The sequence below is a fragment of the Pseudomonas sp. TMW22091 genome (assembly GCF_022496705.1).
Lineage (GTDB): Bacteria > Pseudomonadota > Gammaproteobacteria > Pseudomonadales > Pseudomonadaceae > Aquipseudomonas > Aquipseudomonas saxonica.
In genome coordinates this window covers 380733-403301 of record NZ_SCFI01000004.1, presented here as the reverse complement: position 1 = coordinate 403301, position 22569 = coordinate 380733, and the positions used below count along the sequence as shown (strand labels likewise).

Sequence of the window (22569 nt, the reverse complement as noted above, 5' to 3'; positions counted from 1 at the left end):
TTGTTCGACACAAAAATAAAGCCTGAACAGTGAGTGCTACGCCATGACCAATCTGTTGCTGTATCAACGTATTGCTCAGCAATTGGCTGAGGATATCCGGCGTGGCGTTTATCAGCCGGGCGAGCGCGTGCCTTCGGTTCGCAAGATGAGCTCCCAGCTCAATGTCAGCCATGCCACGGTGTTGCAGGCTTACGCCAACCTTGAAGATCAAGGCCTGATTCGGGCGCGGCCCCAGTCTGGCTACTATGTGCACCAAACTCCGGCCTTGACCGCGCCTACCCCCGATATTGCCCGCGTGGAGCGCCCGGGACTGGTCACCCGCAGCAGCATCATCCAGCAAGTTTTGGTTGAATCACGTCGTGAAGGTGTATTCCCGCTGGGCGCCGCCGTTCCGAGTGTCGACTATTTGCCCGTACGGGCATTGCATCAACAGTTGGCCAAGGTCACGCGCTTTCACAGCCCGCGAGCGTTCAGTTACATGTTCAGCCCAGGCTTTGAGCCGCTGCGCCGGCAAGTTGCGATCCGCATGCGTGACGCAGGGGTTGTGGTCGATCCGTCGGAAGTCATCATCACTCACGGTTGTGTCGACGCCTTGCAAATGTCATTGCGGGTGCTGACGCGTCCGGGTGACTTGATTGCAGCCGAATCACCAACCTATTACGGGTTACTGCAACTCGCCGATCTGCTGGGTTTGAAGGTCATCGAAATCCCCAGTGACCCTGCAACGGGCATGAGTCTTGAGGCACTGCAACTGGCCGCTAATCAGTGGTCGATAAAAGCCTTGGTGTTGACCACGCGCCTTAGCAATCCGCTGGGCGGCACCATGCCGGAAGAGCGACAAAAGCAGCTGCTACGCTTGGCCTCTGATTTCGATATCCAGATTGTTGAAGATGATATTTACGGCGAACTGATGTTTGAGGTGGGGCGCACCAAGGCCTTGAAAGCGTATGACCGCCTGGATCGAGTGATTTATTGCTCAAGCTTCTCGAAAACACTGTCGCCGGGGGTGCGAATTGGCTGGATGATTGCCGGTAAGTTTCAGCAAGAAATCCAGCGTCTGCAAACCTTCACCACCCATTCGGCCTGTAGCGTGACGCAGATGGGAGTGGCGGCATACCTTGAAAATGGCGGTTATGACCGCCATTTGCGGTATATCCGACAGGAGTACCGCAAAAATCTGAGTGCATTCCAGTTGGCCGTTCAGCAGCACTTTCCTCAGGGCACGCAAATGTCGCGTCCCAGTGGAGGCTTTATTTTGTGGGTAAGCTTGCCTGGGCGGGTAAATACTCAAGAACTGCATGTGCGGGCTTTGCAGCAGGGGATCAGCATCGCGCCGGGGCTGATTTTCAGCAACACCGAGCAGTTTAATCACTGCATTCGACTAAACTGCGGCATTCCCTGGAATCGCGAAGCCGAGCGGGCGTTAATGACCTTGGGGTTGCTGGCCAATCAGCTTTGCCAGGAGACGGCAAGCCTGTACTGATTGAGCTGTGTGTTTCCTGTAAATATCTGGTGCTGAAATTCGGCTTGTCAGCCTATGACTTAAAGCCCAGCATTTGCACCTTAACCGTTGAAGCTGTGGAGCTATGAAAGCGAGATATTGTCTGGGATTCATACTGGCGGGCATATTAACGGCGTTGAATGCTGGGGCGGCTACCGCTGCTCAGCCGCAGCCTGAAGCCACCAGCGTCAAGCCGCATGCCACCAAACCTGCGGTCAGCGCGAAACAGGCCGCCGCCCAAAAAAAATCGTCTGCAGCGTCCAAGTCCAAGTCGGTCCGCCGGAGCGCGAAAAAGCCTTTGCCCGCTGCCAAACTGGATTTAAGCTTGCCGCCCGATATGGTTCGCCAGCTCAAGCCTTTGGGCACTGTGCCTATGCCTGCACATAAGCCCCTGTTACCCAATATGTTTGGTGACAAGACGGCTCAAGACAGTCCTTTTCAATTGAACGGGCGCCTCATCAGCAACGAGATGGGCCTGCAATTGCGTAACGAAGCACGACAAAATGAAATCGAGGGTGCTGCATTGGAGTTTGAATTCAAGCAGTAAGCCGGTGAGATGCGGCTTTTTATTCCCGTACGCCTGACTGAAAACTGACTGTTCAGTCATCTCGTTTTCTGCTGAACGGTCAATTTCAAACGCCTGTTCCAGCGAGTACTATCCCTTGTCATCCACCCACTTTGCCCCTCAATGAGACGCTTATGAATTGCCGTGAAGGCTGTGGCGCTTGCTGCATCGCCCCCTCCATCAGTACACCCTTGCCGGGCATGCCCAACGGTAAGCCGGCCGGTGAGCGTTGCTTGCACCTTTCAGTCGACGCTCTGTGTGGATTGTTTGGCCAGCCTGAGCGCCCTGCGGTATGCAGTGATTTCAAGGCCAATATCGACGTGTGTGGCAGTGATCGGGAAGAAGCGATAAACCTGATCGGCTGGTGGGAGCGGATGACAGCGGCTTAGTGTGTTTAGCCTCAAAGAACAAACCTCAACAATAAGGAATAAGACAATGGGTTCGTTGCATCAAGTAGCACTGGCGTGTGGTTTGAGTGTTCTGTTGGCGGGTGTGGCCCACGCAGAAGACTGGAAAGTGGCAAAGGATGAAGACGGCATCAAAGTCTCCTTGAGCGAGGTCCCGGGCTCGCAGTACAAGGCTTATCAAGGTGTCACCACCATCAACGCGCCGGTCGCTAAAATCAGTGCCCTGCAAGAAGATGTTGCAGGTGCTTGTGCCTGGATTCACGAGTGCAAAACGCAAAAGCTGCTCAAGCACGAAGGCGACAAAAGTTGGACGTATACCCAATTCAACACGCCTTGGCCTGTGACACCCCGCGACTCGGTTCTGCTGGTCACCAGCAACACAGCACCTGACGGCACCCTGACTCGAACACTCGAGGGGCAGCCTACGTATCTTCCTGAAGAAAAGGGCTTTGTTCGGGTTGCCCAGGTCAAAGGCTTTTGGAAGCTAGTACCTAAAAGTGCGAATCAGACCGAGGTCACTTATCAGGTGCACACCGAGCCAGGTGGCAGCGTGCCTTCGTGGCTGGCCAACAAATTTGTAGTGGATGCACCCTTCAATACCTTGAAGGCACTGAAAGAGCGTGCGCAGAAGTAATACTGCTCTGCAGGAGTGATCGCCCGGTTCTGAACAGCGCATCTGTGCAGATATCGGGCGACGCCGTTAAGTCCTGTATTTAATCGTAAATATTTTTTGTTCAGCGCCTACTTGGCAGTTCGCGCCGCAGAGGACTACTCTGCTTCCAGGCCGGAAACGTATTCGACCGGTTCTGATCTTGTTCGCTACATGCTTATTACTCCCGGCTCGGCCCAACCTTTGCCGTCTCGGGAGCGCTAAATGTCTATCCATTGCGAGGAGGACGTTTCATGAGCACAGCCCATCAAGAAGACCTCAGCAGCTATGTGCTGCGCCGCATGAAAGAAGGCGGTTTTGATTTTGCACGCATTCATCCCATTGAGTTTTACGCCATCTTCCCGGATGAGGAGCGGGCGCGCAGGGCTGCAGGGAAATTTTGTGGTGAATCTCTTAATGCCCAGGTCAATGTACGTGATGACGGTGCCTGGCATCTTGAGTTGAGTAAGGTGATGTACGCAACCTACGGCGGCATTGGTGACTTTGAGCAGGACTTCGAAGCGGTCGTTGTTCCGCTGGGAGGAGTTATTGAAGGTTGGGGAGTCAAGCAGGAGGTGCGCAGCCTGCTTAACTAAATCTGAGAGGGGTGATCAACGGCTGGCCTTGGGGTCGGCCGTTGTCGTTTATGAAGCTCAGTGCGTGAGTCTGTTTTGAGCTGACGAGAATTTGTCATCCGATAACCTTGGTCAGATTCGGCAAAATCAGCAGCAGAGTGGTGGCGAAGAGAATAAGTCCGGCTTGACGTACTTTTGTGTGTTTAAACATGGCGACCTGCCTTTTGTTGTTATTCCTGAACGGCGACGCTCCATGACAGGGGCGCGCCCCCTGAAAAGCGCCGAACCCGTCACAAAGATAACCTTAGAGCCCCATAACACATGACTTAGAACCCTTTCACATCATCTAAGTGCAGTAGGTTTCTAAAACGCTATTACCATCGCTACGCTCGGCCTGTCAGGCCATTGCTAGACGTGGCGGGCAATTTGCCATCGCTCCTGCCAAGACACCTACCATTCGTCAGGGAATGTTTTTCAGGCGTCATTTGATTGTCGATTGAGCGTCAAAGCGGGAAGTGATTGCCGTTGAGGGTGGCGTTCATTGCTTGCCTTGGAATGTCGTTCAAGGCAGGCTTTACGGAGTTGTCCTCTTCACAATCGCCGTTATCGTGCCAGGAACTTATATGTCGCTACGCATCTGCATTCTGGAAACCGACATCCTGCGTCCAGAGTTTATTGATCAATACCAAGGTTACGGGCAGATGTTCAAACGTCTGTTCTCCCAGCAGCCCATTGCAGCCACCTTCGAAGTGTTTAACGTGATGGAGGGTGACTACCCTGCGGATGACGAAGTGTTTGACGCTTATCTGGTGACAGGCAGCAAAGCGGACTCTTTCGGTACGGACCCGTGGATTCAGGTTCTCAAAGACTATTTGCTAACCCGGTATGAGCGGGGCGATAAACTGCTGGGTGTGTGCTTTGGCCATCAACTGCTGGCGCTGTTGCTGGGTGGCAAGAGCGAGCGTTCGACCCAAGGGTGGGGCGTAGGAACTCATCAGTACTCGCTGGCTGCCAAAGCACCGTGGATGAGCCCCGTCGTTGAGGACTTGACGCTGTTGATCAGCCATCAGGATCAAGTCACGGCATTGCCAGAGAACGCTACGGTCATTGCATCCAGCGACTTCTGCCCATTTGCTGCCTATCACATCAACGACCAAGTGTTGTGTTTTCAAGGGCACCCCGAGTTTATTCATGACTACTCACGTGCCTTGCTGGATCTGCGTCAGGAGCATTTGGGCGCTCAGATCTATACGAGCGGCATTTCCAGTCTGGAGCGCGAGCATCACGGTCGCACCGTTGCTGAATGGATGATGCGTTTTGTCTCCCAGCCACACACGGTTTAACGCTGATCACTGACGAGCAGAAACGGGGCCCTACGGTCCCGTTTTGTTGTCGTGCAGTGGGTGCGTTTTATAGCCAGCCAGAACGCTTGAAGCTGGCCCATAACCCCGTTACCCCCAACGCAATAAACCCCAGCACGCCGAAATAACCGTAGTGCCACGTCAGCTCCGGCATGTTCTGGAAGTTCATCCCGTAAATACCGGCAACCGCCGTCGGGAAGGCCAGAATAGCGGCCCATGCGGCGAATTTACGCTGCACGATGCTTTGCCGTGACGATTCCAGTAGCACCACGATTTCGATGGTTTGCGTGGCGATATCGCGCAGGGTGGTGAGGTCCTCCATCTGGCGCGTGACGTGAATTTGCACATCACGAAAATACGGTCGCATGTTTTTGTCGATAAAGGGAAAGGTCAGGCGCTGTAATTCCTCGCTGATCTCCACCATGGGCGCGACATAGCGGCGTAACCGCAGAACATCACGACGCAGGCTATGCAAGTGCACGATGTTCGCTTCATTGAGGGTGTTGCCGAGAATGCTGCGTTCCAGTTGCTCGATCTCTGCGTGGATGGCCTCGCTCACGGGTTGATAGCTCTCGGTCACAAAGTCGAGCAGGGCATACAGTACAAAATCCTCGCCATGCTCCAGAAGCAACGGGCGTGCCTCACAGCGCTGACGTACAGCTCGGTAGGAGGCAGAGTGGCCATTGCGACAGGTAATGATGTAGCCATTGCCAGCGAAAATATGAGTTTCGATGAACTCTAGATTGCCGTCTGTGCGAATCGGCGAATAAATGACGATGAATAGCGCATCACCGAAGGTTTCGAGCTTGGGGCGACTGTGTTGTTCCAGTGCATCTTCGATAGCCAGTTCATGCAAATGGAATTGGCGTTGCAAGTCGGCTAATTGTTGCGCGTCAGGCTGTTCCAGGCCCATCCAGACAAAGTGGCCGGGTTTTTGAGCCCAGGCGCTACTTTCGTCCGGAGTAATGTCTGTGATTTTCTTGCCCGCGTTGTAAACCGCGGCCGCAATAACTTTCCCCATAGTTCTAATCGCTTCTTCTTCAAAGGGTTAAGGCACGCAGCAGCTTAGCGCGCAATGCCACCTTTTGAGTCAACAAACATTCAGAGGTTCGGGTTAGACGCTGTGGATTCAGATTTGGGCAGTGCAGTCAGACGACGGTTGTGTCGGATGAGAAGCTCTCGATCCATCGCCTCAATGCAGTTATGCATTTGTTCGCGACATTGCTCCATCAGAGCGGGCATATCATCCAGGGTCAGCCCTGCGGTTGGAATGGCAGGTAATGAGCGAATCTGGATATCGGCACTGTGCCAGCGGTTAAGTTTCAAATGCTGTGAATAGGTACTCACACAGACCGGCACAATGGGTACGCCTGCAGTGATCGCCATCTGAAACGCGCCTTTTTTGAAGGGCAGCAAAGTTTTGCCCAAGTTGCGCGTGCCCTCTGGGAAGACCCAAATCGAAGTGTCCTTTTCCTGGAGCGTGCGGGTGGTCATTAGCATGGATTTGCGCGCTTTGTGTGCATTGCCCCGATCAATCAGCACATTGCCGGCCAGCCAGAACAACTGCCCAAAGAGGGGCACCCATTTGAGGCTCTTTTTGCCGATGCACACGGTGCGGTGGGGCACCACGTTGCCAAACACAAACAGGTCATAGTTGGATTGATGGTTGGCAATGATTACGCAGCTCTGCGGTTTGTCCATCAACGGGCCGACTTCAGTCTTGAGCTTGTAGCCCAAAATCCATTTTGCGGGCCAGGCATAAATTCGCGCACAGAGCCTGCTGTTGTCCGGGTTGAAAGGTCGGCACATACCGAGCAGCACGCCCAAAATACCCGCGGCCACAAAATGCAGGCTCATTAAAATCATACGTAACGAAAGTAGCATTTACAGAGTCGCCGAATTCAAAGGTGGCGCAGTGTACGGATGTGCTCCGTATTCGGCAATTACCCCGATACACGTAGGAGATTACTGATGTTTAAGCATTTGTTTCAACGCCAGCCCTGAGGCGTGAGTTAGAGGTGTTTACAGTGGGTAAACAGGCTGGGAGATCATCCCGATTGCCGGGAGCAATCGGGATGACCTTTTCGCGGAAGGTTAGAGTGCGTGGTGTTTATCCAGGTCGATGGCCTTATCCAGTGCCTCCAGGAGTTCTTTGCGCACTTTAAGCTTGGTGTTCTTGTGCGCCCTCATATTGATTTTCTTCAATTGCTGCGCAACTTCCCTTGCTGTATCCAGCAACGCTTCAGGCTTGACGACCTGGTCGAGAAAGCCTGCATCTACGGCGCTGACCGGGTTAAACATTTCACCATTGATAACAGAGCGGTGCAGCGCCGATTTACGCAGGCGATCGCGGGCCAGCTCAATGCCTGCGTAATGCATGGTCATACCGATTTGCACCTCGTTCAGACCAATGCTGAACGGGCCTTCAACGCCGATTCGGTAGTCGACTGAAAGCAATAGAAATGCCCCCTTCGCTACAGCATGGCCCGGGCAGGCAACCACCACCGGGAAGGGGTGCGACAGCAGGCGTCGCGCCAGAGAGGAGCCTTGGCTCACCAGCTCAATCGCCTGTTCGGGACTTGCCGTCATCACCTTCAGATCATAGCCGCCCGACAGAATGCCCGGCTGCCCGGTAATAATGACCACGGCGCGATCTTTCTCGGCTTGATCCAGTGCCGCGTTAAAAGCAGAGATCACCTCAGGGGAAATGGCGTTCACCTTGCCATTACTCAAGGTCAGGGTGGCGACACCGTCGTCCAGCTGATAGGAAATCAAGTCACTCATGGCGCAATTCCTTGTAGTTAAGTGGGTCAGACGTTACCCAGCGCCGGGATGCAGGTAAAGCGCTGTGACTGACTGGTGAGTCAGGCCATTTGCACGCGCCTTCTATATAGAAGGCGGTGCGCCTGCGTTTTGGCTTTGGATGGGCATTGAGCCCAGGCTGGAGTTTGGCTGAATAGCCCCTTCGATAGGCCCCCAAAAACAGCTATTTCTGTAACCGCATGAAAAATCTGAAAAAAACATTTGTCATATCGAAAGCTTTCGACTACATTAGCGCGCCTCGACAGACAGAACTTGTTTGACGAGATACGGTGAAGTGTCCGAGTGGCTTAAGGAGCACGCCTGGAAAGTGTGTATACAAGAAATTGTATCGAGAGTTCGAATCTCTCCTTCACCGCCACATTAAGTAAACACAGACCCCCGATTTTCCTAGAGAAAGTCGGGGGTTTGTGGTTTCTGGCATCTGGAAAAGGGCGGTGTGAGGTTGAGATGGGGGTGTTTTCTGACATAGAGCCGTAACGGAAGACTGTGCCCAGAATCACTGTCACTTTCGAAAGTCTCCCAGAGGCAACCTTGGTATCCATAACGCTGGTCTGCGCCTTCAGGTGCTGGCTGAAAGTGCCTCAGTCGCTACCCTTTTCGATTAGGCAAAATGCCAGTCCACAAGCTGACTTATCCTTCAAATACTGAACAACCACTTCTGCATTAGTGTGGTCAATGCGATATGCATCCCACCCCCCCGTAATGCCGATTGGTGGAGGTAGCTTGACTGGTCCTTTCGATTGGTAGGGTTCCCCCATCAATGCTCTTACACCGTCCAGATCCATTTTGCGGGTAAAAGGTTTAAGTAGTTCACCTTCATATACTGGGTCGTCATTAAAGATCGGTGACAGAGTAATTACGATCCGTTCCAGCTTCCTGTTCTCTGCACAGAACCACAACTCAACCCCTGGGGCGGGCTTCTGGATAAGATCCTCATTTTGGCCCTCAGGAAACAGTGGGGTTGGTGATGAACCCAGCGCTAGACCCTCGGCGAGAAGCTTCTCGTAGGTGTGGCCTAGTCCTTTGATCAAGCTATTTATTGTCTCTGCGTCCATTAGTACCACCCCTGATCTTCGTTGATGTTGTGGATTTTACTTCGAGCCATCTCTAGGTCGGCCTCAGCAAACCCTTCTTCAAGCATATTGGGCTGATGGTGCCGAGCAAGTGAGCGCGCAGGTGTTCAGGTTTGTTCATGGGGTGGCCTGCTGTTGTTTGTAAATCATGTCGACTTGCGCTGCGCACTCGGCTCACGCGGCTTCGATCCGGTCTTGATCGGTGAGCAAGTCGCCGTTACTGCCGGGTCCGGTTGCCGGCAGCTGGAACGGCACCCCGGCCGGAAACCCAGGTCAATATTCATCGGGCGGCCAGGTTTTTTTAGCTGCAGCACCATGCGTTTGCAGGGAAAGTGAGCGCGCAGACGTTTGGCACTGCGGCCACAGAGCCGGCTATCAATACGCCCCGCGCACCTTCCTGCCCTCAACGCTCCTGCCGTCTAAACAGGTCTTTTTTTTCGCAGTTCTGCACCTGACCGACAACGGGCGGGCTAACTTTCCTGGGCATGATTTCCATGGGCAGCGCTTTCAGATTGGCGCTTTCTGTTGTCCGTCACCGTTCCGCTCGTCAGAAAAATGCAACCTTATCTAAACCTTTGCCAATCCAGGCCTTCAGATTACGTGCAAGGAATAAACCTGCCTTTTTCTGGAGGACGTTATGAATACCCTGAAGGGGCTTAATCGCTTTGTCGCCGGCTGTGCTTTGGCGTGTTGCGCTTTGGTAGCGGGTCCGGCGATGGCAAACAGCCCGGCCGAGTTCGTTGAGAAGGCCGCTGTAACAGGTGTTGCGGAAATTGAAACCAGCCGAATGGCAATTGGTAAAACGTCGTCCACTGATATCGAAAGTTATGCAGTAGAAATCATCAAGGATCAGACCGATGCCAATCGTGACTTGAAGAAAATTGCCAGTGAGCAAGATCTGCCCGTGCCGACGCACGAGCAAATACTGGGTCAAGCCAAGCCCATGATGCTTGAGGTGCAGGAGGGCGATTCATTCGATGCTGCCTATGCCGCCAGCCAGGTCAAGGCGCGCGAAGAGGCAATCGAGTTACTCAAGCAGCAAGTTGATGCCCCCGCGTCACCCGCACTGAAAGCCTTTGCAGAGAAGTATCTGCCTAAATTTGAAATGCATTTGGTAATGGCCAAAAAGCTCGTAGATGCTCATCAGAAGACTTGATACCTCTGCACTCGCCACTCCGTGTCTATAGCAGGCAGTGGCGGTGCCAGGGTCTTAATCCGTGACGTTGTCTTTGTGAGTCACGGTGGCGTTAAGGGATGTTTCAGTAACGCTGAAATGCATCTCTTGATGCTCGCCCATGCGTTGGTACTGTTTGCGAATTGCCGTGAGCTCTTTTGCTGTGAGTCGATCAAGGCCCAGTACGGCGTTCTGGGCTTGCTGCGTCGCTCGTAGCAATTCATCAATCTTGATGTGCAGCACATCGTTGTCCCGGTTTTGGGTGTTCTGGATCACGAACACCATTAAAAACGTGATGATGGTGGTGGAGGTATTGATGATCAGTTGCCAGGTATCGTTGTAGTGAAACCACGGGCCGGAGGCAGCCCATAGCACGATCATGAAAAGGGCGAACTGGAAGGTTCGGGGGCTCCCGGCCATTTTGGACAGGTTCTGGGAAATTTTTTCGAAACGCATGACAGCAGTCCGCAGAGAAGTGGTTCAGGTATGACCTCAGCCGTCCTCTGGAATTCTTTTTTTCGTCGCGTCTTATGGCACGTTTTTAGTCGGGAGACCTGGCCGCACAGGCTGCATCGTTTCGGATGCAGCCTGGCTGGGTTTAAGGTTTCATCGTGCCTGACGGTGCGGGTATTGCGCTGTCAGGGCTGTCATCGTCGTTACCCATCGGGCCGTTGCCGTCGGTATTCATACCGCCTTGACGGCCAGGATCATTGCCCTGCATGTGCGGATCCACAGAGGGATGTGTGGGTACATCCGAATCGTTATGGATCTTGGCATCGGGGGTAATGGTCGGTTTTATATCTTGACCCGCAGGTGGCTCCTGAGGGTTGGTGGGTACAGTCGAGCTTGGCGGCGTGGCAGCGAAACCGTTTGTAGAGAGCACACAAAGCAAAGCAGCCAGCGAGAGCGTTTTAAGCGATGAAGTGATCATGGTTGCGTCTCCAGACAATGGGGAGTCGTACCTGATATTGGTCTGCTGGCGTAGAGGTTTAGTGCAGTGCAGGCGACGAACGGCGATGTGCCGGCCCGGTGTCGCCTGCAAGCGGGATGGCATCAAACGGTGATGTCATTGAACCCGCAATATTCTTCCCAGCTCATATCAAGCGCTTCTGCGACTTCCTGATGAACTTCGAGGCGCATGGCCTTGAGCTCTTCGGGGCTGCGTGCGATCAGTTCCAGCGCCAGCTCCCAGGGGTCAAGTCCGCGGTTTTGAGCCTCGTCTTCGAATGCCCAGAGAATTTGTTGCTGGCGGTCTTCAGCGCTAAGGTCTTTCATTTCTTCAAGCAGCTCGGGGTGCGACTTGATGAAGGTGTCCAGGGCCAGCTCGTTACGGGATTCTTTAGGGATCATGCGGCGTCTCGAAACAATAAGGCGACCCGTGTGGGTGGGCCGTCTTCAGGTGGGTTACGCATCCTAGGGTCTGTCCCCGTTTCATTGCAAGCCGCGTTGAGGCTGCAATTAAACGGAAACAGACCCTGGCGACTTACCCCAGGGATGAAAAGTGTTCCAGTCGTGTTTATCCGACAGGTTGTAATTTGCTTTCGCGCTGTAGGCTCAAGCCCCACACCGCCAATGCCAGTGTTGCCACTACCACTCCCACAATGACGATGCCGTCCCAGCCAAATGCGGGATAGGTCTGCGCGCCCACCAGGGAGCCCAAAGCGCCACCTATGAAATAGCAGGTGATATAACCGGCGTTCAGGCGATTTCGTGCGGCTGGACGAACCTTGAACACGGCGTTCTGGTTGCTGACGTGCACCAGTTGTACGGCAAAGTCGAGGGCCAATACGCCGATCAGCAAAGCGGCCAATGAATGGCCGGCATACGCCATGGGTAACCAGCACGCGAGTAGAACCAGCAAGCCGATGGTGGTGGCCAGTTGGCCTTTGCCGCGATCAGCCATGCGCCCGGCCCAGTTTGCAGCCACTGCACCGACGGCCCCCGCGAGGCCAAACAGACCGATAACCGCGTCGGAGAAGTTGTAGGGCGGTACCGCCAGTAGGAAAGCCAGCGGTGTCCAGAACAAGGCGAATAATGAAAAGGTCAGCAAGCCCAGCAGGGCGCGCAGGCGTAGCACAGGCTCTTCGACAAATAACGAGAACACCGAGCCGATGAGTTTTGGGTAGCTCAGCCCGGCGCTGTGGTGATGGTTGGGGAGTGCGCAGAACAGGGCAATGGCACTGATCAGCATCAGAGCCGCCGCGAGCAGGTAGATAGCTCGCCAGTCACCGGCTGATGACAAGGCGCCAGCGACCGTGCGCGCCAGCAAAATGCCCAGCAGCAGGCCGCTCATCAATGTGCCCACCACGCGGCCTCGACTCTGTGGGTCTGTCAGGCTGGCCGCCATGGGCACCAGCACTTGAGCCGAGACCGAAAACAGTCCTGTCATCGCCGTGCCCACCAATAGCCAGGTCAGCGACGGTGCGAACGCGCTCATCAACAGGCCCAAGGCGCTGAGTACGGTCATGGTGACGATCAGTCTGCGTTGCTCAAACAAATCCCCCAGCGGAACCAGTAGCAGTAAACCTACGCCGTAACTGAGCTGCGCGGTAATCACCACGGTGCCGGCGCTGCTCATGCTCAGGCCCAGCTCTTGGGCGATGGTATGCAGCAAAGGTTGGGCGTAATAGTTGCTGGCGACCGCCAGGCCAGTGGCGGTGGCCATCAGCAGGATGAGGGCCGTGCTTAGCGGTTTGGTTGCAGGGGGAGAGGCGGACATTGACTGTCTCGTTGGCAGGGTGAGGTTATGAATTATCCGGATTGACGACCACAAATGTATTTAAATATGTATATGCGTCTGATTACTGAATTGAAAAAGCCCCTCACCATGACAGTGAGGGGCTTTCAGTGAATCGCTACGCTGACTAGTTGCGACGGCCCAGCAACAGGCCTACCACCAGGCCGAAACCGGCGGAGATGGCCACGGTTTGCCATGGATGGCCACCGATATAGTTTTCGGTCGCATCCACCACCGGTTTGGTGCGTTCACGCACATTGCTCACTGAGTCCAGCGCCTGTTTTAGCTTAAGGCCGACCTGCGCACGCAGGGTTTCGCCTTCTTCGCCCACCAACGATGCGCTATCACTGAGCAGCTTTTCAGATTCGGCAATCAAATCTTGCAATTCGCTGAACGCTTGATCCTTGATTTGATCTTCAGCAGCTTGTACGGCGTTTTTACGAGCCATTGCGGTACTCCTAGCAGGTCAAAGGGTGATGAGTTATGGAGTCAACCCGAGTCTAAAAAGTTGCATCAGTTTATGGGTTGATTTTGGGGGGCGGATTGAGCCTGAGGTAACAGCGTAGTTAAAAACCAGACTGAGACACTTCTTTCGACGGTGTAAGATGTCGCCTTATTTACACCGCAGGAAATTCTCATGAGCTTCAACCTCGCCAACAAGCCCCTCGCTGAGCGTGCGGCGCTTGAAGATGAAAAATCCCGTTTGTATGACCTTTGGCAGAGCAATCTGGGCAAGGCCAAAGGCGATGCGGCACGCCTGTTTGGTGAGCGCGCCAAGCGCAAGGGCAACTGGTCGCAATGGGTGCGCGCCGAGCTGGATGCGATGTCGCCCCCTGAGTACGCGAATATGGTGCGCAGTGAAGTCAATCGTTTGATGGCTGCCAAGTAGCACGCCGTGTCAGTAGGCGTCGCAAACCGTAAAGGTTTGTACCGTACCGCCGACGTTTATCTGCACGTCGTCGTCAGGCTGCTTGCGCAACAATGCAGCGCCCAAGGGGGCGCGTGGAGTGATGACGGTGATTGTCTGGTCATCTTGAATCAGCTTGAGTCCGGCCGCGTCAGGGGCCAGAAAGACCCATTGTTCATTGCCGTTAACGGCCTCCAGTCTGATTAAATCCCCGACCTGAATGCCTTGCGCCGTGTCATATGGCGCCTGTGTCATGGCCTGGCAGTTTTTAAGCGCCTGGCGTATCTCTTCGACCCGGCGCGCCTGGCCTGTCGCCAAATACGAGGCTTCAAGGCCCAGCGTGTCGTACTTGTTCTCGGCGATATTTTCTTTGTCTGTTGCGGCTTCATAAGCCGTTTGCGCTGCGCGTTGGAGCACATCAAGGTCGACTTCGAGTTTTTTCAGCAGCAACAGGTACACAGCGTTTTTATTCATGGTTTTCAATAGGGCAGGACGACAAGCAGGGATTGTCGCACGACTACCTGGCCGATTAATCCGTCGTAAGTCTTCTGTCGGCGTCGAAATATGCGGACAATCGGTCCTTTGAATGTGGGAGCCCGGAATGAAAGCCTCCTGGGATATTTTTTGCAGTGTGGTCGATAACTACGGCGACATTGGAGTCACCTGGCGTCTGGCCCGGCAGCTGGTTGCTGAGCATCAGCAATCCGTGCGGCTCTGGGTCGATGACTTAAAGGCCTTTGCTCCCCTTTGCCCGGAAGCTGACCCGAGCGTTGCCCAGCAATGGCAGCAGGGTGTTCACGTGTGTCAGTGGCCTGAGCAATGGCCCGTGGTAGAGGTCGCGGATGTGGTAGTTGAGGCCTTCGGCTGCAAGCTCCCGCAGGCTTATTTGCAGGCCATGAAAGCCCGCCCGACGCCTGCCTTATGGATCAACCTGGAATATTTGAGCGCTGAAGACTGGGTCAGCGGTTGTCATGGGTTGCCATCGCTGCGGCCTGATGGCTTGAAGCGAATGTTCTTTTTTCCAGGGTTCGGTGCTGGGACGGGAGGGCTGCTGCGTGAAGCCGATTTGCTTGCTCGGCGACGTGCATTTGATCAAGCTCCCCAAGCGAAACAGGCTTTTTTGCAGGGGTTGGGCGTGTATACGGCTGATAATGCCCGCCTTATCTCCCTGTTTGCTTACGAGAATAGCGGCTTGGCCAGCTGGCTGGATGCAATGGCCGCAGGCTCCGCGCCCACTCATCTGTTGGTGCCGCAAAGCCGCATTATGGGTGATTTGTTGCGCTGGCTCGGGGTCGACGAATTGGCGCTGGGTTCGGTCGAGCAGCGTGGGGCGTTGGTCGTTCAGGCGTTACCGTTTGTCCGCCAGCAGGACTACGACACGTTGTTATGGTGCTGTGATTTCAATGCAGTGCGCGGCGAGGACTCGTTTGTGCGGGCGCAATGGGCGGGACGGCCATTTCTTTGGCATATCTACGAGCAGGAAGAAAATGCGCACTGGGACAAGCTCAATGCGTTTCTCGCTTTGTATGTTAAAGGCCTTTCGCCCGGGGCCGCTGATGCGTTCACACGCCTGTGGCATGCCTGGAATGCGGGTTCAGATATGGCTGCGGCCTGGAATCAGCTGCTTGAGCACTGGCCAGAGCTGGCTGCGCATGCCGAGCGCTGGTGTCTGGAACAGTCATTGCAAGCGGATCTTGCTCAAGCGCTAGTACTGTTTTATAGAAATTGGATATGATACGCGGCCTAGATTTTTGTAAATCTCAATCCAAATTCGGATACTCGCAATGAAAACTGGTAAAGAGCTTAAACCCGGTACAGTCATCAAGCTCGAAAACGACCCTTGGTTGGTTCAGAAAGCTGAATTCACCAAGTCCGGTCGTAACAGCGCAATCATGAAGACCAAGCTGAAGAACCTGCTGACTGGCTACAAGACTGAAATCGTATACAGCGCTGACGACAAGCTGGATGACGTGATCCTGGATCGCAAAGAAGCGACCCTGTCCTTCATCAGCGGCGACACCTACACGTTCATGGACACCACTGACTACACCATGTACGAGTTGAACGCTGAAGACATCGAAGCTGTTCTGCCTTTCATCGAAGAAGGCATGACCGACGTTTGCGAAGCTATCTTCTTTGAAGAGCGTCTGGTTTCCGTAGAGCTGCCGACCACTATCGTGCGTCAGGTTGACTACACCGAAGGTTCCGCTCGCGGCGACACTTCGGGCAAGGTGATGAAGCCTGCCAAACTGAAAAACGGTACTGAGCTGAGCGTTGCAGATTTCGTTGAAATCGGCGACTGGATCGAGATCGATACCCGTGACGGTGGCTCCTACAAGGGCCGCGCCAAGGTTTAAACCTGGCGTTAACCGCACTCTGAAAAGCCCGGCCTTAAGGTCGGGCTTTTTTTCGCCGTTAAAAAGTATGCTCTGACGCTTTGCCAGGCGCGGGCGAGTGGATAGCATGCGGGTTCACGAAGAGGGGCCGTAATGCTGATCGATTTTGTAATGTATGGCGCCTTAGGTGTCGCGATGGGAGCGTTGGGCGGGTTGTTCGGGATCGGTGGCGGGCTAATCGCGATCCCGGTCCTTGGGTTGTGGTTCGGGCTGGATCAGCAGTTGGCGCAAGGTACAGCCTTGGCAATGTCAGTGCCCAATGTGTTTTTGGCGCTGTACCGCTATCAGCAGCGCAACCGGATCAATCTGCGTCAGGCGTTGCCGCTGGTGCTGATGAGTTTCAGCTTCGCATGGTTAGGCGCAATGCTTGCTGTCGGGGTTGATGGGCGCATTATTCGCTGGGGATTTGTCGCCTTCCTGCTCGTGATCACCCTGTATAACCTGATCAAAATGCTCACCTCGTCGGCCCCGCCAGTGACCGGCTCCCGGTTTGGCTGGCCATGGTTTGGTGTGTTAGGCGCGGTGGCGGGCACCACGGGCGGCCTGTTTGGCGTGGGCGGTGCAGTGGTGGCGGCTCCCGTGCTGACCAGTGTGTTTGGCACGACTCAAGTGGTTGCCCAAGGCTTGTCGCTGGCCCTTGCTGCACCCAGCACAGCGGTTACGCTGCTGACCTATGCGGCCCACGGGGAGGTCAACTGGGGCATGGGAATCCCGATGGCTGTCGGCGGTCTGTTGAGCATCAGTTGGGGCGTGAAGATGGCTCACGCCATGCCGGAGCGCCTGTTGCGAGGCTTGTACTGTGCCTTCTTGCTGCTGTGCGCCGCGTTGCTGGCGCTCAAAGCTTAAAACCTTCCACGATGTACTCGGCAAAGCACTCAATAATGGGTGAAGGGGTACTGTTGGGCTTACGCAGTAGCACAATGCTGGCAGAGGGGAGCGTAGGCAGGTTTTCTTCCTTGCCGATGATTCGCAGATTATCCGTCAGCAGACTTTGCAACTGGGCAGTAACAGCCAGGCCGGTGCTGACCACGGCATTGATCGCCGCGAGGCTGGCACTGGTGTAGGCCACACGGTATTCGCGTTGCTGAATATCCAGTGCATTGCAGGCCCAGGTTCGGCAAAAGCAATCGGTATTGAACATCGCCAGTGGCAAGGGTGTTTGTTCGTGGGGCGAGAAGCCTTGGGCCACCATCCACACAAAGCGCTCCTGACGCAGGATCTGGCCCATTTCAGTGCCGGGTTTTCGGGTCACGATGGTCAGGTCGAGGTCACTGCGCTGCAGCAACAATGCTGACGGCTCACAATGCACTTCGACATTGATCAGCGGGTAGTCCTGAGCAAAGCGAGACAGCACGCCGGGTAAAAATCTCATCACATAGTCATCGGGCGAACCGATTTTCACGGTGCCGACCATGTGTGGCTGGCGCAGGGTATTAATCACTTCACTGTGCAGTTTAAGAATGCGCCGGGCATAACTGAGCAGCACGACCCCTTCAGGGGTGAGGCTGACAGTGCGTCCATCACGCTGGAACAGTGCGCACTGCAGTACGTCTTCCTCCAGCCGTTTCATTTGCATGCTCACGGCTGATTGTGTGCGATTGATGACTTCAGCGGCACGGGTAAACCCGCCGTGATCGGCAATCGCGGCGAAGGTACGCAACAAATCCGTGTCGATACTGGGGAAGTCGGCCATTCATCAATCTCTGAGATGTATTGCATAAGAAACATTCGTTGGATTGATATTACGCCCGAGTAGAGACTTGAGCCATCTCAACGGAGGTGCCAAGTGATGAAAGGTCAAAGAGGCAGGATGTGGATGACTCAGGTTGCTCGCTGGTATCAGCTTTCGCGGGAAAGAGCGTACCTGAGGCGTATCAGCGATGCAGCGCTGAAGGATCTGGGGCTGAGCAGGGCGGACATTGAGACTGAAAGTCAGAGGGCTTTTTGGGATGACCCGTTTAACAAGTGAGTACGCGGTGTGCAAGGCCCTTAGCCCAACCCTCTCCCGTGGGGAGAGGGTTGGAAGCGTTTAGCGTTTAACCTGTTTCAGCGTCTCGGCAATTAAAAATGCCAGTTCCAGCGATTGGTCGGCGTTCATGCGCGGGTCGCAGTGGGTGTGGTAACGATCTGATAACCCGTCTTCGGTGATCGGGTTAGCCCCGCCAATGCACTCGGTGACGTTCTGCCCGGTCATCTCGATATGAATTCCGCCGGCATAACTGCCCTCGGCTTCGTGCACCTGGAAGAATTGCTTCACTTCACCGAGGATCTGCGCAAAATCACGGGTCTTGTAGCCGCTGCTCGCCTTGATAGTGTTGGCGTGCATCGGATCGCAGCTCCACAGCACTTGTTTGCCTTCGCCTTCCACGGCGCGAATCAGCTGAGGCAAGTGATCACCCACTTTGTCAGCGCCCATGCGCACGATCAGATTGAGACGGCCCGGATCGTTTTGCGGGTTGAGAATATCGATCAGGCGAATCAAGTCCTCGTTGTTCATGCTTGGCCCGACCTTGACCCCGATCGGGTTGTTGACCCCGCGCAGGAACTCGACGTGGGCACCATCGAGCTGACGTGTCCGATCGCCGATCCACAGCATATGGGCCGAGCAGTCGTAGTAATCGTTGGTCAGACTGTCGCGGCGCACAAAGGCTTCTTCATAGTTGAGCAGCAACGCTTCGTGGGCGGTAAAGAAGCTGGTTTCGCGCAGCTGCGGCGAGCTGTCCATGCCGCAGGCGCGCATGAATGCCAGGGTTTCGTCGATACGATCGGCCAACTGGCTGTATTTTTCGGCCAGCGCTGAGTTGGCGATAAAGTCCAGGTTCCACTTGTGCACCTGGTGCAGGTCGGCAAAGCCGCCTTGGGCAAATGCGCGCAGCAGGTTCAAGGTGGCCGTGGACTGGTGGTACGACTGCAACAAGCGCTCTGGATCAGGCACACGGCTTTTTTCATCAAAGCCGATGCCGTTGACGATATCGCCGCGATAAGCGGGCAGCGTGACCCCATTGATCGTTTCATCATTGGCTGAGCGCGGTTTGGCGAATTGCCCGGCCATGCGCCCGACTTTCACCACTGGGCAGCCCGCGGCGAAGGTCATGACAATGGCCATTTGCAGCAACACTTTGAAAGTGTCGCGGATCTTGGCGGCTGAAAATTCCGCAAAACTCTCGGCGCAATCACCGCCCTGAAGCAGAAACGCTCGTCCTTGAGTCACCTCGGCAAACTGTCGGCGCAGCTCTCGGGCCTCTCCGGCGAACACCAATGGCGGATAACTGGCCAGGCTTTGCTCGACTCGCAGCAGGTGCGCTGCGTCCGGGTAGTGGGGTTGTTGCTGGATCGGCAGGGCGCGCCAGCTGTCAGGGCTCCAGGATTGGCTCATCGCAGACTCTAGTTTTCGGAAGTGGGTGACGCATGTTAGCAGCAATTAGTGCGTGACCTATTAAGCCGCAATCGCTGACAATCGCGCCTTTGCGCTCATGATGAGTGGTTGATTTACAGTGCGGCGGGTGTGCCGGAGCGCGGTAAGGAGAGGAAATGTCTGAGGAGCGCGTGGAGCGTCTGCTCGCCGAAGTCCATGATGATTTCGGCATGATTCGAGTGCTGGAAGTGGCTGATTACCGCTTCCTCGAATTTGGTGATGCGATCGAGCAAAGCTGTGTGTTTACGGCGGACCCCAGCTGGCTGGAATACGACTACACCCGGGCCATGCTGATCGGGGCGCTGTGCCATGAAGCGCCGGAGAGTGCGTTGTTTCTGGGTTTGGGTGCCGGCACTCTGACGCAGGCTTGTCTTAAGTTCTTGCCCCTTGAAGACGTTGAAGCGATTGAGCTGCGTCCAGACGTACCGCGTCTGGCCATCGAATACTTGGGGCTGGACGATGACCCGCGGTTGTACATCCGCATCGGTGATGCGCTTGAACTGCTGGACAGCGCCGAGCCGGCCGACCTTATTTTCGTCGACCTGTATAACGATCTGGGGCCGGCAGCCGGGCATTTGGCGTGGACATTTTTGGAGAACTGCCAGAAGAAGCTCGCGCCCAATGGCTGGCTCATCATTAACCAGTGGGCAACAGACGATGGCAAACCGCTTGGAGCTGCTTTGCTGCGCGGGCTTTATCACCGTCATTACTGGGAACTGCCGGTCAAAGAGGGCAATGTCATCCTTATGGTGCCTGCCGAGCTTGACCAGACACTTGATCTAGACGCGCTGACGGCAAGGGCTCAAGCCTTGGCGCCGCGGTTGGGCTATTCACTTGAGTCACTGATCAAGGCGATTCGCCCTGCTACGTGAGGTGTAAAGATGAATCGTTTTAGCCTTTGCTCCCGTGCCGGCAGGCGTTTGATGATTTTTTAAACCGAAAAATATCGTTGAAGCCCGGCCTATAGAGGCATACAGGCTATTTTGTCTTAAAAAAGCGCTTCTTTTTTTTGATAAATCCGGTATAGTGCGCGCCGGCCTTTAGCCGGGCCACGTTTAGGTGTCGCATTTCCCGAAGCACGCTTCGGCTGCTCGTCCGTTTCGCGGACAACCCTGAACGCTCCATTCATTTAAACGTTTTCGCAAATCCCCGCCGACAAAGCAGCCAGGGCGACTCTTGAGTCTTACACGGCATGCGCAGCTTTGGAGCATGGGTCTTTGCGGATGCACTTAGAGGCAGACCCATGACCCAGGAAACCGGCGGCTTCGCCGCTTTTAATCTTAATCCGAACATTCTTGCAGCAGTCGCAGCGACTGGCTACGAAGAACCTTCGGCTATTCAGCATCAATCGATCCCGATCATTATGGCCGGTCACGACATGATTGGTCAGGCGCAAACCGGTACGGGTAAAACCGCCGCGTTCGCACTGCCGATTCTGCATCGCATCGATCCTGCTAAGCGCGAGCCGCAAGCCCTGATCCTGGCGCCAACCCGTGAGTTGGCGCTGCAAGTAGCAACCGCTTTCGAAACCTACGCCAAGCAAATGCCGGGCGTTACTGTTGTAGCCGTTTACGGCGGCGCCCCTATGGGCCCACAACTGAAAGCAATCCGTAATGGCGCTCAGATCGTTGTCGCCACTCCGGGCCGTCTGTGCGACCACCTGCGTCGCGACGAAAAAGTATTGGCGACTGTGAACCACCTGGTTCTCGACGAAGCCGACGAAATGCTCAAACTGGGTTTCATGGACGACCTTGAAGTGATCTTCAAGTCCTTGCCTGCAACCCGTCAGACCGTACTGTTCTCGGCAACTTTGCCGCAGTCGATCCGTGCCATTGCTGAACGCCATCTGCGCGATCCGCAACACGTGAAGATCCAGACCAAGACTCAGACCGTTACCGCGATCGAACAGGCTCACCTGTTGGTTCACGCTGACCAGAAGACCTCGGCTGTATTGAGCCTGCTGGAAGTTGAAGACTTCGACGCGCTGATCATGTTCGTGCGTACCAAACAAGCGACCCTGGATCTTGCCAGTGCCCTTGAAGCCAAAGGCTATAAAGCTGCTGCGCTGAACGGTGACATTGCTCAGAACCAACGTGAGCGCGTTATCGACTCCCTCAAGGATGGCCGTCTGGACATCGTTGTTGCGACCGACGTTGCTGCCCGTGGTCTCGATGTTCCACGTATCACTCACGTGTTCAACGTTGACATGCCTTACGATCCAGAGTCCTACGTTCACCGTATCGGCCGTACCGGCCGTGCCGGTCGCGAAGGTCGTGCATTGTTGCTGGTGACTCCACGTGAGCGCCGCATGCTGCAAGTGATCGAGCGTGTAACGGGTCAGAAAGTTGCTGAAGTCCGCCTGCCGGATGCTCAAGCTGTTCTTGATGCCCGCATCAAGAAGTTGACCAACAGCCTGACGCCGCTGGTTGCTGACGCTGAATCGACTCATGGTGATCTGCTGGATCGTCTGATTGCCGATATCGGTTGCAGCCCACGTGCTTTGGCCGCGGCCCTGCTGCGTAAAGCAACCAATGGTCAGGCCCTGACGCTGGCTGCTATCGAGCGTGAGCGTCCACTGGTGCCGAACAGCGCACCGCGTGAGCGTTCCGAGCGTTCGGGTGACCGTCCGGACCGTGGTGATCGTGAGCGTCGTGCTCCGGTTCCATTGGCCGAAGGCCGTGCTCGCTGCCGTACTGCGCTGGGCGCACGTGATGGCATCGCTGCCAAGAACCTGCTGGGCGCTATCCTCAACGAGGGTGGCCTGGCACGTGAAGCGATCGGTCGCATCCAGGTGCGTGACAGCTTCAGCCTGGTAGAGTTGCCGGAAGTGGGTCTGGAAAGTTTGCTGGCCAAACTGAAAGACACCCGCGTTGCTGGCAAGCAGCTCAAGCTGCGTCGCTACCGCGAAGATTAATCACTGTTGCAGTGATTGATCGCTAAAAAAATCCCCGACTGGTTCGGGGATTTTTTTTGCCTGTGGTTTGTG

General features: G+C 55.1%; 26 protein-coding genes, 1 tRNA gene and 1 pseudogene. 16 read left to right on the top strand and 12 right to left on the bottom strand.

The window, feature by feature from the left end; translation table 11 throughout:
• Window positions 1–43 precede the first annotated feature (43 nt).
• The 6 genes from EQV93_RS10810 (at window position 44) to EQV93_RS10785 (ending at window position 5040) form a co-directional block, all read left to right on the top strand.
• Window positions 44–1483: an aminotransferase-like domain-containing protein gene (locus EQV93_RS10810; protein WP_122783981.1), complete on the top strand. Its 1440-nt coding sequence runs from the start codon at window positions 44–46 to the stop codon at window positions 1481–1483.
• 103 nt (window positions 1484–1586) lie between these two features.
• A complete protein-coding gene (locus EQV93_RS10805; RefSeq protein ID WP_240891541.1) occupies window positions 1587–2048 on the top strand; it encodes a translation initiation factor 2 in 462 nt (153 codons plus the stop codon).
• A 152-nt stretch (window positions 2049–2200) separates the two neighbouring features.
• Window positions 2201–2455, top strand: coding sequence for a YkgJ family cysteine cluster protein (locus tag EQV93_RS10800; RefSeq protein WP_122783983.1), 255 nt, complete (start codon window positions 2201–2203; stop codon window positions 2453–2455).
• 46 nt (window positions 2456–2501) lie between these two features.
• The gene (locus EQV93_RS10795) at window positions 2502–3107 is read left to right on the top strand and encodes an START domain-containing protein (protein ID WP_146383885.1); all 606 of its coding nucleotides are present in this window, start codon (window positions 2502–2504) and stop codon (window positions 3105–3107) included.
• A 269-nt stretch (window positions 3108–3376) separates the two neighbouring features.
• Entirely contained in the window at window positions 3377–3718 is a 342-nt protein-coding gene (locus EQV93_RS10790; RefSeq protein WP_146383884.1) for a ribonuclease E inhibitor RraB, read from the top strand.
• 602 nt (window positions 3719–4320) lie between these two features.
• The gene (locus EQV93_RS10785) at window positions 4321–5040 is read left to right on the top strand and encodes an amidotransferase (RefSeq protein WP_240891540.1); all 720 of its coding nucleotides are present in this window, start codon (window positions 4321–4323) and stop codon (window positions 5038–5040) included.
• A 67-nt stretch (window positions 5041–5107) separates the two neighbouring features.
• Here EQV93_RS10785 and EQV93_RS10780 read toward each other — a convergent pair whose 3' ends face one another.
• The 3 genes from EQV93_RS10780 to EQV93_RS10770 form a co-directional block, all read right to left on the bottom strand.
• The gene (locus EQV93_RS10780) at window positions 5108–6079 is read right to left on the bottom strand and encodes a magnesium and cobalt transport protein CorA (protein ID WP_122783987.1); all 972 of its coding nucleotides are present in this window, start codon (window positions 6077–6079) and stop codon (window positions 5108–5110) included.
• Window positions 6080–6159: 80 nt separating this feature from the next.
• Window positions 6160–6942 carry a lysophospholipid acyltransferase family protein gene (locus EQV93_RS10775; RefSeq protein WP_122783988.1) on the bottom strand — a complete coding sequence of 261 codons (783 nt, stop codon included), beginning with the start codon at window positions 6940–6942 and terminating at the stop codon, window positions 6160–6162.
• Window positions 6943–7152: 210 nt separating this feature from the next.
• Complete coding sequence (locus EQV93_RS10770) at window positions 7153–7842, bottom strand: crotonase/enoyl-CoA hydratase family protein (RefSeq protein ID WP_240891539.1); 690 nt, start codon at window positions 7840–7842, stop codon at window positions 7153–7155.
• A gap of 307 nt (window positions 7843–8149) precedes the next feature.
• On the opposite strand from EQV93_RS10770, the gene EQV93_RS10765 reads away from it, so the two are divergent.
• A tRNA-Ser gene (locus EQV93_RS10765) sits at window positions 8150–8239 on the top strand.
• A 223-nt stretch (window positions 8240–8462) separates the two neighbouring features.
• Here EQV93_RS10765 and EQV93_RS10760 read toward each other — a convergent pair.
• The gene (locus EQV93_RS10760) at window positions 8463–8936 is read right to left on the bottom strand and encodes a DUF6392 family protein (RefSeq protein WP_240891538.1); all 474 of its coding nucleotides are present in this window, start codon (window positions 8934–8936) and stop codon (window positions 8463–8465) included.
• A gap of 275 nt (window positions 8937–9211) precedes the next feature.
• On the opposite strand from EQV93_RS10760, the pseudogene EQV93_RS10755 reads away from it, so the two are divergent.
• Both EQV93_RS10755 and EQV93_RS10750 read left to right on the top strand, forming a co-directional pair.
• Window positions 9212–9343: pseudogene (locus EQV93_RS10755) on the top strand (DNA adenine methylase); the annotation flags it as partial.
• Between the two features lie 248 nt (window positions 9344–9591).
• On the top strand, window positions 9592–10110 hold the full coding sequence (locus EQV93_RS10750; protein WP_240891537.1) for a DUF4142 domain-containing protein: 519 nt from the start codon (window positions 9592–9594) through the stop codon (window positions 10108–10110).
• A gap of 54 nt (window positions 10111–10164) precedes the next feature.
• On the opposite strand, the gene EQV93_RS10745 is transcribed toward EQV93_RS10750, so the two are convergent.
• The 5 genes from EQV93_RS10745 to EQV93_RS10725 form a co-directional block, all read right to left on the bottom strand.
• The gene (locus EQV93_RS10745) at window positions 10165–10584 is read right to left on the bottom strand and encodes a low affinity iron permease family protein (RefSeq protein WP_122783994.1); all 420 of its coding nucleotides are present in this window, start codon (window positions 10582–10584) and stop codon (window positions 10165–10167) included.
• A 142-nt stretch (window positions 10585–10726) separates the two neighbouring features.
• Window positions 10727–11059, bottom strand: a complete 333-nt coding sequence (locus EQV93_RS10740) for a hypothetical protein (RefSeq protein WP_240891536.1) — start codon at window positions 11057–11059, stop codon at window positions 10727–10729.
• A gap of 122 nt (window positions 11060–11181) precedes the next feature.
• Entirely contained in the window at window positions 11182–11478 is a 297-nt protein-coding gene (locus tag EQV93_RS10735; protein WP_146383877.1) for a DUF6388 family protein, read from the bottom strand.
• 166 nt (window positions 11479–11644) lie between these two features.
• The gene (locus EQV93_RS10730) at window positions 11645–12847 is read right to left on the bottom strand and encodes an MFS transporter (protein ID WP_122783997.1); all 1203 of its coding nucleotides are present in this window, start codon (window positions 12845–12847) and stop codon (window positions 11645–11647) included.
• A gap of 145 nt (window positions 12848–12992) precedes the next feature.
• A complete protein-coding gene (locus EQV93_RS10725; protein WP_122783998.1) occupies window positions 12993–13313 on the bottom strand; it encodes a DUF883 family protein in 321 nt (106 codons plus the stop codon).
• 189 nt (window positions 13314–13502) lie between these two features.
• Between EQV93_RS10725 and EQV93_RS10720 the strand changes: the two genes are divergently transcribed.
• Window positions 13503–13754: a hypothetical protein gene (locus EQV93_RS10720; RefSeq protein WP_122783999.1), complete on the top strand. Its 252-nt coding sequence runs from the start codon at window positions 13503–13505 to the stop codon at window positions 13752–13754.
• Window positions 13755–13763: 9 nt separating this feature from the next.
• Here the strand turns inward: EQV93_RS10720 and EQV93_RS10715 are convergent, their stop codons facing one another.
• On the bottom strand, window positions 13764–14246 hold the full coding sequence (locus EQV93_RS10715; protein ID WP_146427815.1) for a GreA/GreB family elongation factor: 483 nt from the start codon (window positions 14244–14246) through the stop codon (window positions 13764–13766).
• A 127-nt stretch (window positions 14247–14373) separates the two neighbouring features.
• Here EQV93_RS10715 and earP point away from each other — a divergent pair, with 127 nt between their 5' ends.
• From earP to EQV93_RS10700, 3 genes are all read left to right on the top strand, one after another.
• A complete protein-coding gene (earP, locus tag EQV93_RS10710) occupies window positions 14374–15507 on the top strand; it encodes an elongation factor P maturation arginine rhamnosyltransferase EarP (protein ID WP_240891535.1) in 1134 nt (377 codons plus the stop codon).
• Between the two features lie 49 nt (window positions 15508–15556).
• Window positions 15557–16129, top strand: a complete 573-nt coding sequence (locus EQV93_RS10705) for an elongation factor P (protein WP_048382289.1) — start codon at window positions 15557–15559, stop codon at window positions 16127–16129.
• Between the two features lie 132 nt (window positions 16130–16261).
• Complete coding sequence (locus EQV93_RS10700) at window positions 16262–17014, top strand: sulfite exporter TauE/SafE family protein (protein ID WP_146383874.1); 753 nt, start codon at window positions 16262–16264, stop codon at window positions 17012–17014.
• On the opposite strand, the gene EQV93_RS10695 is transcribed toward EQV93_RS10700, so the two are convergent.
• Window positions 17004–17861, bottom strand: coding sequence for a LysR substrate-binding domain-containing protein (locus EQV93_RS10695; protein ID WP_122784003.1), 858 nt, complete (start codon window positions 17859–17861; stop codon window positions 17004–17006). The genes EQV93_RS10700 and EQV93_RS10695 overlap by 11 nt on opposite strands.
• 96 nt (window positions 17862–17957) lie before the next feature.
• Between EQV93_RS10695 and EQV93_RS10690 the strand changes: the two genes are divergently transcribed.
• On the top strand, window positions 17958–18137 hold the full coding sequence (locus tag EQV93_RS10690; protein WP_146384605.1) for a DUF1127 domain-containing protein: 180 nt from the start codon (window positions 17958–17960) through the stop codon (window positions 18135–18137).
• Window positions 18138–18197: 60 nt separating this feature from the next.
• On the opposite strand, the gene EQV93_RS10685 is transcribed toward EQV93_RS10690, so the two are convergent.
• Window positions 18198–19544 (bottom strand): class II 3-deoxy-7-phosphoheptulonate synthase, encoded by a 1347-nt coding sequence (locus tag EQV93_RS10685; protein WP_122784005.1) that lies wholly within the window; start codon window positions 19542–19544, stop codon window positions 18198–18200.
• Between the two features lie 155 nt (window positions 19545–19699).
• On the opposite strand from EQV93_RS10685, the gene EQV93_RS10680 reads away from it, so the two are divergent.
• A complete protein-coding gene (locus tag EQV93_RS10680) occupies window positions 19700–20455 on the top strand; it encodes a spermidine synthase (RefSeq protein ID WP_122784006.1) in 756 nt (251 codons plus the stop codon).
• Window positions 20456–20826: 371 nt separating this feature from the next.
• Window positions 20827–22497 carry a DEAD/DEAH box helicase gene (locus EQV93_RS10675; protein ID WP_122784007.1) on the top strand — a complete coding sequence of 557 codons (1671 nt, stop codon included), beginning with the start codon at window positions 20827–20829 and terminating at the stop codon, window positions 22495–22497.
• Window positions 22498–22569 lie beyond the last annotated feature (72 nt).

Bases quoted from the DNA above. Each gene is read 5' to 3' on its own strand.
- EQV93_RS10750 (WP_240891537.1), top strand. From the start codon at position 9,592: ATGAATACCCTGAAGGGGCTTAATCGCTTTGTCGCCGGCTGTGCTTTG.
- EQV93_RS10790 (WP_146383884.1), top strand. From the start codon at position 3,377: ATGAGCACAGCCCATCAAGAAGACCTCAGCAGCTATGTGCTGCGCCGC.
- EQV93_RS10770 (WP_240891539.1), bottom strand. From the start codon at position 7,842: ATGAGTGACTTGATTTCCTATCAGCTGGACGACGGTGTCGCCACCCTG.
- EQV93_RS10675 (WP_122784007.1), top strand. From the start codon at position 20,827: ATGACCCAGGAAACCGGCGGCTTCGCCGCTTTTAATCTTAATCCGAAC.
- EQV93_RS10805 (WP_240891541.1), top strand. From the start codon at position 1,587: ATGAAAGCGAGATATTGTCTGGGATTCATACTGGCGGGCATATTAACG.
- EQV93_RS10680 (WP_122784006.1), top strand. From the start codon at position 19,700: ATGTCTGAGGAGCGCGTGGAGCGTCTGCTCGCCGAAGTCCATGATGAT.
- EQV93_RS10695 (WP_122784003.1), bottom strand. From the start codon at position 17,861: ATGGCCGACTTCCCCAGTATCGACACGGATTTGTTGCGTACCTTCGCC.
- earP (WP_240891535.1), top strand. From the start codon at position 14,374: ATGAAAGCCTCCTGGGATATTTTTTGCAGTGTGGTCGATAACTACGGC.
- EQV93_RS10685 (WP_122784005.1), bottom strand. From the start codon at position 19,544: ATGAGCCAATCCTGGAGCCCTGACAGCTGGCGCGCCCTGCCGATCCAG.
- EQV93_RS10810 (WP_122783981.1), top strand. From the start codon at position 44: ATGACCAATCTGTTGCTGTATCAACGTATTGCTCAGCAATTGGCTGAG.
- EQV93_RS10690 (WP_146384605.1), top strand. From the start codon at position 17,958: ATGAAAGGTCAAAGAGGCAGGATGTGGATGACTCAGGTTGCTCGCTGG.
- EQV93_RS10715 (WP_146427815.1), bottom strand. From the start codon at position 14,246: ATGAATAAAAACGCTGTGTACCTGTTGCTGCTGAAAAAACTCGAAGTC.
- EQV93_RS10800 (WP_122783983.1), top strand. From the start codon at position 2,201: ATGAATTGCCGTGAAGGCTGTGGCGCTTGCTGCATCGCCCCCTCCATC.
- EQV93_RS10705 (WP_048382289.1), top strand. From the start codon at position 15,557: ATGAAAACTGGTAAAGAGCTTAAACCCGGTACAGTCATCAAGCTCGAA.
- EQV93_RS10785 (WP_240891540.1), top strand. From the start codon at position 4,321: ATGTCGCTACGCATCTGCATTCTGGAAACCGACATCCTGCGTCCAGAG.
- EQV93_RS10720 (WP_122783999.1), top strand. From the start codon at position 13,503: ATGAGCTTCAACCTCGCCAACAAGCCCCTCGCTGAGCGTGCGGCGCTT.
- EQV93_RS10740 (WP_240891536.1), bottom strand. From the start codon at position 11,059: ATGATCACTTCATCGCTTAAAACGCTCTCGCTGGCTGCTTTGCTTTGT.
- EQV93_RS10735 (WP_146383877.1), bottom strand. From the start codon at position 11,478: ATGATCCCTAAAGAATCCCGTAACGAGCTGGCCCTGGACACCTTCATC.
- EQV93_RS10700 (WP_146383874.1), top strand. From the start codon at position 16,262: ATGCTGATCGATTTTGTAATGTATGGCGCCTTAGGTGTCGCGATGGGA.
- EQV93_RS10730 (WP_122783997.1), bottom strand. From the start codon at position 12,847: ATGTCCGCCTCTCCCCCTGCAACCAAACCGCTAAGCACGGCCCTCATC.
- EQV93_RS10795 (WP_146383885.1), top strand. From the start codon at position 2,502: ATGGGTTCGTTGCATCAAGTAGCACTGGCGTGTGGTTTGAGTGTTCTG.
- EQV93_RS10725 (WP_122783998.1), bottom strand. From the start codon at position 13,313: ATGGCTCGTAAAAACGCCGTACAAGCTGCTGAAGATCAAATCAAGGAT.
- EQV93_RS10760 (WP_240891538.1), bottom strand. From the start codon at position 8,936: ATGGACGCAGAGACAATAAATAGCTTGATCAAAGGACTAGGCCACACC.
- EQV93_RS10775 (WP_122783988.1), bottom strand. From the start codon at position 6,942: ATGCTACTTTCGTTACGTATGATTTTAATGAGCCTGCATTTTGTGGCC.
- EQV93_RS10780 (WP_122783987.1), bottom strand. From the start codon at position 6,079: ATGGGGAAAGTTATTGCGGCCGCGGTTTACAACGCGGGCAAGAAAATC.
- EQV93_RS10745 (WP_122783994.1), bottom strand. From the start codon at position 10,584: ATGCGTTTCGAAAAAATTTCCCAGAACCTGTCCAAAATGGCCGGGAGC.